Below are 6,920 nucleotides of genomic sequence, written 5' to 3' on the forward strand. Positions count from 1 at the left end.
ACTGAAGTTGGTTTCTATTTATGTCTACAGATGCATACTTAACAATAAGTATTTTCATATTAACGATTTGTGGTTTATTAAAATTTCAAAGTCGTCCAGCAGCCGTTTTTGGTGTAACATTATTATCACTTGTTGCATTGGGGCTAGTCTCTAAAGCGCAATTATTATCGAGTATTGCAAACCCTGGTTTAATCACTTTAATTCTGTTAATCATTTGCTCTTTCGCATTAGAAAAAACTCGATTACTTAGAGTTATAGCCTCAAAAGTGATTGTGGTCGGCTATAAAGCTACATTTATTAGACTTTTTAGTGTTACTACCGCGTGTTCAGCGCTATTGAATAACACCGCTGTAGTGGCCACTCTTTTGTCCCCAATACGCAATAACCCCCATCATTTTGCCAGTAAGTTATTATTACCTTTATCTTATGCTGCTATTCTGGGTGGAACATTGACATTGATTGGTACTTCAACCAATTTGATTGTAAATAGCCTTTTTATGGATGCTGAAGGTCGTTCTTTAGAGTTTTTCTCTTTTACTGCAATCGGATTAATATTAGTCACTTGCTGTGGTGTTGTCTTAGCTATTTGTGTCAGGTTTTTACCGGAAAATGAACAAGTACTTGATGGTAGCAAGGGCTATTTCATTGATGCTAAAATCGTTGATGGTTCAGAGCTTATTGGCCGCTCTGTAGAGGCCAATGGTTTACGTCATTTAGAGTCGTTATTTTTAGTTGAATTAGTAAGGGGTGGTCGCCTAATCTCCCCTGTATCACCAGCGGAAGTTTTGCAACTAAATGACAGGTTGATTTTTAGTGGAGATATCACAAAGTTGGGGCAATTAGGTCAATTTTCAGGCCTGGAAACATTTGCACATAAAAATGATTTAAAAGACTCAAAACTTACTGAAGTTGTAGTGAGGCAGGAAAGTATTCTTGTTAGAAAAACATTAAAGCAAGTGGGCTTTAGAGCATTATTTGATGCGGCCGTTGTTGCCATTCGAAGGGATGGCGAAAATATCTCTGGTAAGCTCGGTGATGTAGAGCTGCAATCGGGTGATTTTTTAGTGCTCTCTGTCGGTGATGATTTTAAGTCTCGCCGTAATTTAAGTAAAAACTTTATTGTACTCAGTGGTGTGGAAACTGAGATACGCCTTAACGGCTGGAAAGCCTGGTTATCTGTCGGTGGCTTTTTAGCTTCAATAGCCCTTGCGGCCCTTGGGGTGATTGATTTACTGGAAGGGTTAGTGATTTTACTGGGGCTGCTTATCTTTAGTCAGTCTATTAATGTGAATGAAGTCATGCGACGTTTACCTGTCGATATTTGGTTAATTGTCGCCTCTGCTATTTTACTTTCCCATGCACTTGTTAACGCTGGTGTGGTCGAGTTAATTGGTGGGTTTGTAAATCAAAGTGTGGGTAAAGAGCATGCCTATTTAGCGTTGATTTTAGTTTATCTTCTTACATGGTTAATGACTGAATTGGTCACCAATAACGCCGCTGCAGCGTTAATGTTTCCCATTGCTTACAGCTTAGCGCTCGGTTTTGGGGTTGATATTTTACCCTTCGTGATGACAGTGGCATTTGCGGCCAGTGGCAGTTTTATTAGTCCTTATGGTTATCAAACTAACTTAATGGTTTTCAATGCAGGGCAATATAAGTTAAAAGACTTTGTTAAAGTCGGTTTACCCGTGAGCATTGTTTACGGCTTAATCGTTACGATTGCAGTGCCAATATTTTTTCCATTTTAGTGGGCACGCTTAAGCAATAAAAACATATTATTTATCAGTATTAAAAGATTGAACAAGGAATTATCATGTCAAATACACCCTACCAAAACGTCGATGTGCTTGGTGAAAAATCAACCGATGTTGTTTGGCACTTAGCAAGCGTTTCTCGGACAGAGCGCATTGAACTGAATGGTCATAAGCCTGCGGTATTATGGTTTACAGGGTTAAGTGGTTCAGGTAAATCTACAGTGGCAAATGCCGTTGATAAAATGCTCCATGATCTTAACTGTAAAACCTATGTACTGGATGGTGATAATGTCCGTCATGGCCTTAATGGAGACTTAAGTTTTACTGATACAGATAGAGTTGAAAATATTCGACGGGTGGGTGAAGTCTCTAAGTTATTTGTTGATGCAGGGCTTATTGTGTCTACCGCTTTCATTTCGCCTTTTCTTGCTGACAGAGAAATGGTGCGTAGTCTGTTAGCGAAGGATGAGTTTATTGAAGTCTTCATCGACACTCCTTTAGCAGTTTGTGAGCAACGCGATCCTAAAGGTTTGTATAAAAAAGCCAGAGCAGGGGAGATTAAGCATTTCACCGGCATTGACTCCGCTTATGATGCACCGACGAAAGCCGAAATTCATGTTAAGACGGCAGAGCAAGACATCGAGCAGTGCGCTTTACAAGTGATTACTTATTTAATGGAACATGGCTACCTAGCCTCAAAATAAGACATAAATATGAACTATGATATTTTTAATGGTGATGCAGATGGCATCATCGCACTATTGCAGTTACGTCTTGCTAACCCGATTGAAAGTACATTAATTACCGGGGTAAAAAGAGACATTCAATTGCTAAGCAGAGTGGCCGCTCAGCCTGGTGATGAGCTTACTGTACTTGATATTTCAATGGAAAAAAATATTGACGCTTTGAAGCCGTTATTAGATTCTGGAGTGAAAGTGTTTTATGCAGACCATCATCGTAGTGGCGCTATACCTGAAAGTGACAATTTATCCGCTCACATTGATTTAGACCCAAATACATGCACTTCTTTGATTGTTGATAAACTATTAAATGGGCAATATCACTATTGGGCCATTGCAGCCGCCTATGGTGATAACTTGATTGCCGCAGCTGATGAATTAAGTTCACTGGCGGGGTTAACAGTTGAGCAAGCCGCTCAACTGAACGAGCTTGGTACTTTAATTAATTATAATGGTTATGGTAGCTGTATCAGTGATTTGCATTTTGAGCCTGCTGAGTTATTTCTAGCACTTAAAGCCTATCCTAACCCGTTTAATGCTATTGCCGATAAGGCCTCACCATTTTATAAATTACAAGTTGCTTATGGTACTGATATGGCTAATGCTCAAGCTGTAAATGCAATGCATGAAAGCAAAAACTTAGCTGTATTTGAACTACCCAATGAAGCTTGGGCAAAGCGTATTAGTGGTGTTTATGGCAACTATTTAGCTAATGAAAAACCTAGTGTAGCTCATGCAGTTTTGACTGATAATGAGGATAATACTTATACTGTGTCTTTACGTGCTCCTTTATTAAATAAGCAAGGCGCGGGTGACATTTGTAGTCAGTTTGCTACAGGTGGTGGCCGCGCGGCTGCAGCGGGTATTAATTCTTTACCAAAAGAGCAATTAGATGATTTTATTACCGCAGTTTCAGAATATTACAACCTCTGATTTATCATGATAGAAGATCAATTAACAGAAGCTTTGAATCGTTGTGCTCATATTTTTATTGATAACAGTAAAAATGTTAGTCAGGAAAATAGTCATAGTGACAACTTTTTCGAATCTATGGTTGTTGAGTTAGAACATACAGGTTTCGACTATCCTATTTGGAATGCTGGTTATTCAAAATTTGAAAGATCGAGAATGGCTGTTTACTGGCTTATTATAGAACCTGTAATTTGTGATGTGGTTCATAATGAATACCATTGCGGTATAGAGTTATATGTACATAACTGTTGTAAGATAGCTGTTTATAAAACCTTTAAAGTTTAATGCCTTTAAAGCCTACAATATAAATTAGGATAAAATATGAAAGTAGTGATTCCTGTAGCAGGATTAGGAACTAGGATGTTACCTGCGACAAAAGCGATACCAAAAGAGATGCTTCCTATTGTAGATAAGCCTCTTATTCAATATATCGTCAACGAGTGTGTTGCTGCTGGAGTAAAAGAAATTGTATTGGTAACTCATGCCAGTAAAAATGCCATTGAAAACCACTTTGATAAATCTTACGAGCTTGAATCAACGCTTGAAAAGCGTGTCAAACGTCAGCTGTTAGAAGAAGTACAGTCTATTTGCCCTAAAGACGTTTCTGTTATTAGCGTTCGTCAAGGTGAGGCTAAAGGCTTAGGGCATGCTGTGTTGTGTGCTAAACCTTGTATCGGTAATGAACCTTTTGCAGTGGTATTGCCTGATGTTATTTTAGATGAATATACAGCAAACCAAAAAACTGAAAATTTAGCTGCGATGATGGCACGTTACCATACCAGTTTTGCTAGTCAGATTATGGTTGCGCCAGTACCAGATAATGAAGTGAACAAATACGGTATTGCAGATTGTAATGGTGAAGAAATCGCCCCAGGTGATTCAGCTAAAATCAAAGCTATGGTTGAAAAGCCTGCCATTGGGACTGCTCCATCAAACTTAGCTGTTGTTGGTCGTTATGTGTTATCTGAAAAAATCTGGAATCTATTAGCTAAAACACCAGCGGGCGCGGGTGACGAAATTCAGTTAACAGATGCGATTGATATGCTAATTGAACAAGATACTGTTGAAGCGTTCAATATGACCGGTAAATCACATGATTGTGGTGACAAACTGGGTTACATGAAAGCCTTTGTTGAATATGGCCTAAGAGATAAAAAACTCGGAAGTGACTTTTTAGCTGAAGTAACAAGTTTGGTTAAGGGTTGTGAGTAATGTCTGTTCTTGTAACTGGTGGTGCAGGTTATATTGGTAGCCATACGATTGTAGAATTACTAAAAATCGGTACAGATGTTGTTGTTATTGATAATTTATCTAATTCAAGTTTAGAAAGTTTATACCGTGTTAAAAGCATTACAGCACAGCAAGTTACTTTCTATGAAGGTGATATTTTAGATAAAGCATTATTGCGAAAAATATTCAGTGACAATGACATTGAAGCAGTTATCCATTTTGCAGGGCTTAAAGCTGTAGGTGAATCTGTTGAACAACCATTAAAGTATTATACCAATAATGTCACTGGTACCATCGTTTTATGTGAAGTCATGGCTGAGTTTGGTATAAAGAATTTGGTATTTAGTTCTTCTGCAACGGTTTATGGTGACCCTGCAAGTTTACCTATTTTAGAGTCTTTCCCGACCTCAGCAACAAACCCTTATGGTCAATCTAAATTAGTCGTTGAGCATGTACTTGCCGATTTACATCATTCAGATCCTAGCTGGAATATCGCATGTCTACGATATTTTAACCCTGTCGGTGCTCATGAGAGTGGTTTGATTGGTGAAGACCCAAATGATATACCGAATAATTTAATGCCATTTATTTCTCAAGTTGCCATAGGTAAAAGAGAAAAGTTAATGGTGTTTGGTGATGATTATGCAACACCAGACGGTACAGGCGTTAGGGATTATATTCATGTTGTTGATTTAGCCGTTGGCCATTTAAAGGCATTAGAGAAGTTAAAAACTAACAGTGGCTTAGTTACCTATAATTTGGGTACAGGCCAAGGTTATAGTGTTTTAGATATGGTCAAAGCTTTTGAAAAAGCTTCTGATAAAGTAATTAATTACGATATCGTAGCTCGTCGACCTGGTGATATAGGTGCTTGTTATGCTGACCCTACAAAAGCCAAAGCAGAGTTAAATTGGACTGCGACACATAATCTTGACGATATGGTTAATAGCAGTTGGAAATGGCAGTCATTGAATCCTAATGGATATAGTGATTAGTGTTTGAAACTGTTTTTCTACTACCGGCTTAATGTTGTTAGTTAATTAAAAAAGGGTTTTGAGAATAGTCTCAAAACCCTTTTTTGTTATTTAATTTTAGTAATCGATTCTTTGGTGCTGAGTGAGCGTAAAGCTAAACATTTAGAGATATTTAACCAAATCCTTCATTTCTCATTAGTGTATCAAATGCATTTCCATCAGTACGTGATGCATTGGCTACATAAGGGGCATATACGTCAAACAATAAGCGAGTATCGCTGTGACCAAGCATTTGAGAGATATACAAGGGATTCTCAAGGGCTGCGATATGAAGTACTGCTGCAGTATGGCGCGTCTCGTAAGCACGCCTGCGTTTTAGGCCAGCTTTGATTAATGTGGGATACCATAAAGCTTTACTGACATAATGTGTATCCAGTGGCGCACCGGATTTTCCGGTAAACACAAAGTCAGAATAGGGGCCATACCCTGACTCACTTGAATCTTTAATGCGTTTAAAGGTTTCATAGATGGTATCGCACATCTTTAAGTCTCGGCGTGATTTAGGCGTTTTTACATCACACACTTCACCATTTACCCAGTTCTGGCGGATACGAATTAAACGGTGTTCAAAATCAATATGCTGCCATTCAAGGCCGTGTATCTCACAGCTGCGTATGCCAGTCCAAAATCGGATAATAAAGTAATCCTTCCACTCTTGTGGCACCTTATCTAAGAACTTACGCACTTCCTCAATCGTCATCGGGTGCGACTCTGCTTTTTCTTCCTTAAGCGCTTTGTAGCGTCTTAACGGGTATTCAAATTTACATTCTTCAGCGGCTAAGCTGATGATTGAGATGACAGGCCAAAGTAAGAAATTGATGCGGCGATTGGATAATTGACGTGTATCACTGTCTTTCATTATTTCCATCAGTTCCTGACGAAAATAATCAATTTGAGACAGGGTGATTTCATTTACCAAGGTATTACCGAATTCGGGGATAAGGTTGTACTGGTCAACCCAAACTGGACACTTTTAGTTGAGAGTTTTCAAACGCTACTGGTGACAGATCACCATTAGCGGAAGAGGGTGTAACAGATTCTGTGTAACTGCAATTTAGTTAATATGCTTCACAATTCTGTCTTCGAACTCAATAATAAATCGGCTCATCGCATTACGCCAGTTTCGGATGGGCATGGTCCATTTTTTACTGGCTTCTTTTATCGCAAGGTAAATCATTTTCTTGGCCGAG

Annotated in this window: 7 protein-coding genes and 1 pseudogene; 6 read left to right on the top strand and 2 right to left on the bottom strand. The window is 38.7% G+C overall.

The features are described from left to right. Nucleotides 1–20: 20 nt before the first annotated feature. The 6 genes from Q4533_RS01280 (at nucleotide 21) to galE (ending at nucleotide 5,691) form a co-directional block, all read left to right on the top strand. Complete coding sequence (locus tag Q4533_RS01280) at nucleotides 21–1,748, top strand: SLC13 family permease (protein ID WP_303501485.1); 1,728 nt, start codon at nucleotides 21–23, stop codon at nucleotides 1,746–1,748. A gap of 65 nt (nucleotides 1,749–1,813) precedes the next feature. After that, the gene (cysC, locus tag Q4533_RS01285; protein ID WP_303501486.1) at nucleotides 1,814–2,458 is read left to right on the top strand and encodes an adenylyl-sulfate kinase; all 645 of its coding nucleotides are present in this window, start codon (nucleotides 1,814–1,816) and stop codon (nucleotides 2,456–2,458) included. Between the two features lie 9 nt (nucleotides 2,459–2,467). Continuing rightward, entirely contained in the window at nucleotides 2,468–3,427 is a 960-nt protein-coding gene (locus tag Q4533_RS01290) for a DHHA1 domain-containing protein (protein ID WP_303501488.1), read from the top strand. Nucleotides 3,428–3,433: 6 nt separating this feature from the next. Then, on the top strand, nucleotides 3,434–3,751 hold the full coding sequence (locus tag Q4533_RS01295) for a hypothetical protein (RefSeq protein WP_303501490.1): 318 nt from the start codon (nucleotides 3,434–3,436) through the stop codon (nucleotides 3,749–3,751). A 36-nt stretch (nucleotides 3,752–3,787) separates the two neighbouring features. Then, on the top strand, nucleotides 3,788–4,678 hold the full coding sequence (gene galU / locus Q4533_RS01300; RefSeq protein ID WP_303501493.1) for a UTP--glucose-1-phosphate uridylyltransferase GalU: 891 nt from the start codon (nucleotides 3,788–3,790) through the stop codon (nucleotides 4,676–4,678). Then, nucleotides 4,678–5,691 (top strand): UDP-glucose 4-epimerase GalE, encoded by a 1,014-nt coding sequence (gene galE, locus Q4533_RS01305; RefSeq protein WP_303501495.1) that lies wholly within the window; start codon nucleotides 4,678–4,680, stop codon nucleotides 5,689–5,691. Before galU ends, galE begins: the two co-directional genes overlap by 1 nt. Before the next feature lie 151 nt (nucleotides 5,692–5,842). Here galE and Q4533_RS01310 read toward each other — a convergent pair whose 3' ends face one another. Continuing rightward, on the bottom strand, nucleotides 5,843–6,598 hold the full coding sequence (locus Q4533_RS01310; protein ID WP_303501497.1) for a tyrosine recombinase XerC: 756 nt from the start codon (nucleotides 6,596–6,598) through the stop codon (nucleotides 5,843–5,845). A gap of 186 nt (nucleotides 6,599–6,784) precedes the next feature. Further along, nucleotides 6,785–6,920: pseudogene (locus Q4533_RS01315) on the bottom strand (IS256 family transposase); the annotation flags it as partial.

The organism is Shewanella sp. 6_MG-2023, from assembly GCF_030547195.1.
GTDB lineage: Bacteria > Pseudomonadota > Gammaproteobacteria > Enterobacterales > Shewanellaceae > Shewanella.

Bases quoted from the DNA above. Each gene is read 5' to 3' on its own strand.
- galE (WP_303501495.1), top strand. From the start codon at position 4,678: ATGTCTGTTCTTGTAACTGGTGGTGCAGGTTATATTGGTAGCCATACG.
- cysC (WP_303501486.1), top strand. From the start codon at position 1,814: ATGTCAAATACACCCTACCAAAACGTCGATGTGCTTGGTGAAAAATCA.
- galU (WP_303501493.1), top strand. From the start codon at position 3,788: ATGAAAGTAGTGATTCCTGTAGCAGGATTAGGAACTAGGATGTTACCT.
- Q4533_RS01295 (WP_303501490.1), top strand. From the start codon at position 3,434: ATGATAGAAGATCAATTAACAGAAGCTTTGAATCGTTGTGCTCATATT.
- Q4533_RS01310 (WP_303501497.1), bottom strand. From the start codon at position 6,598: ATGGAAATAATGAAAGACAGTGATACACGTCAATTATCCAATCGCCGC.
- Q4533_RS01290 (WP_303501488.1), top strand. From the start codon at position 2,468: ATGAACTATGATATTTTTAATGGTGATGCAGATGGCATCATCGCACTA.
- Q4533_RS01280 (WP_303501485.1), top strand. From the start codon at position 21: ATGTCTACAGATGCATACTTAACAATAAGTATTTTCATATTAACGATT.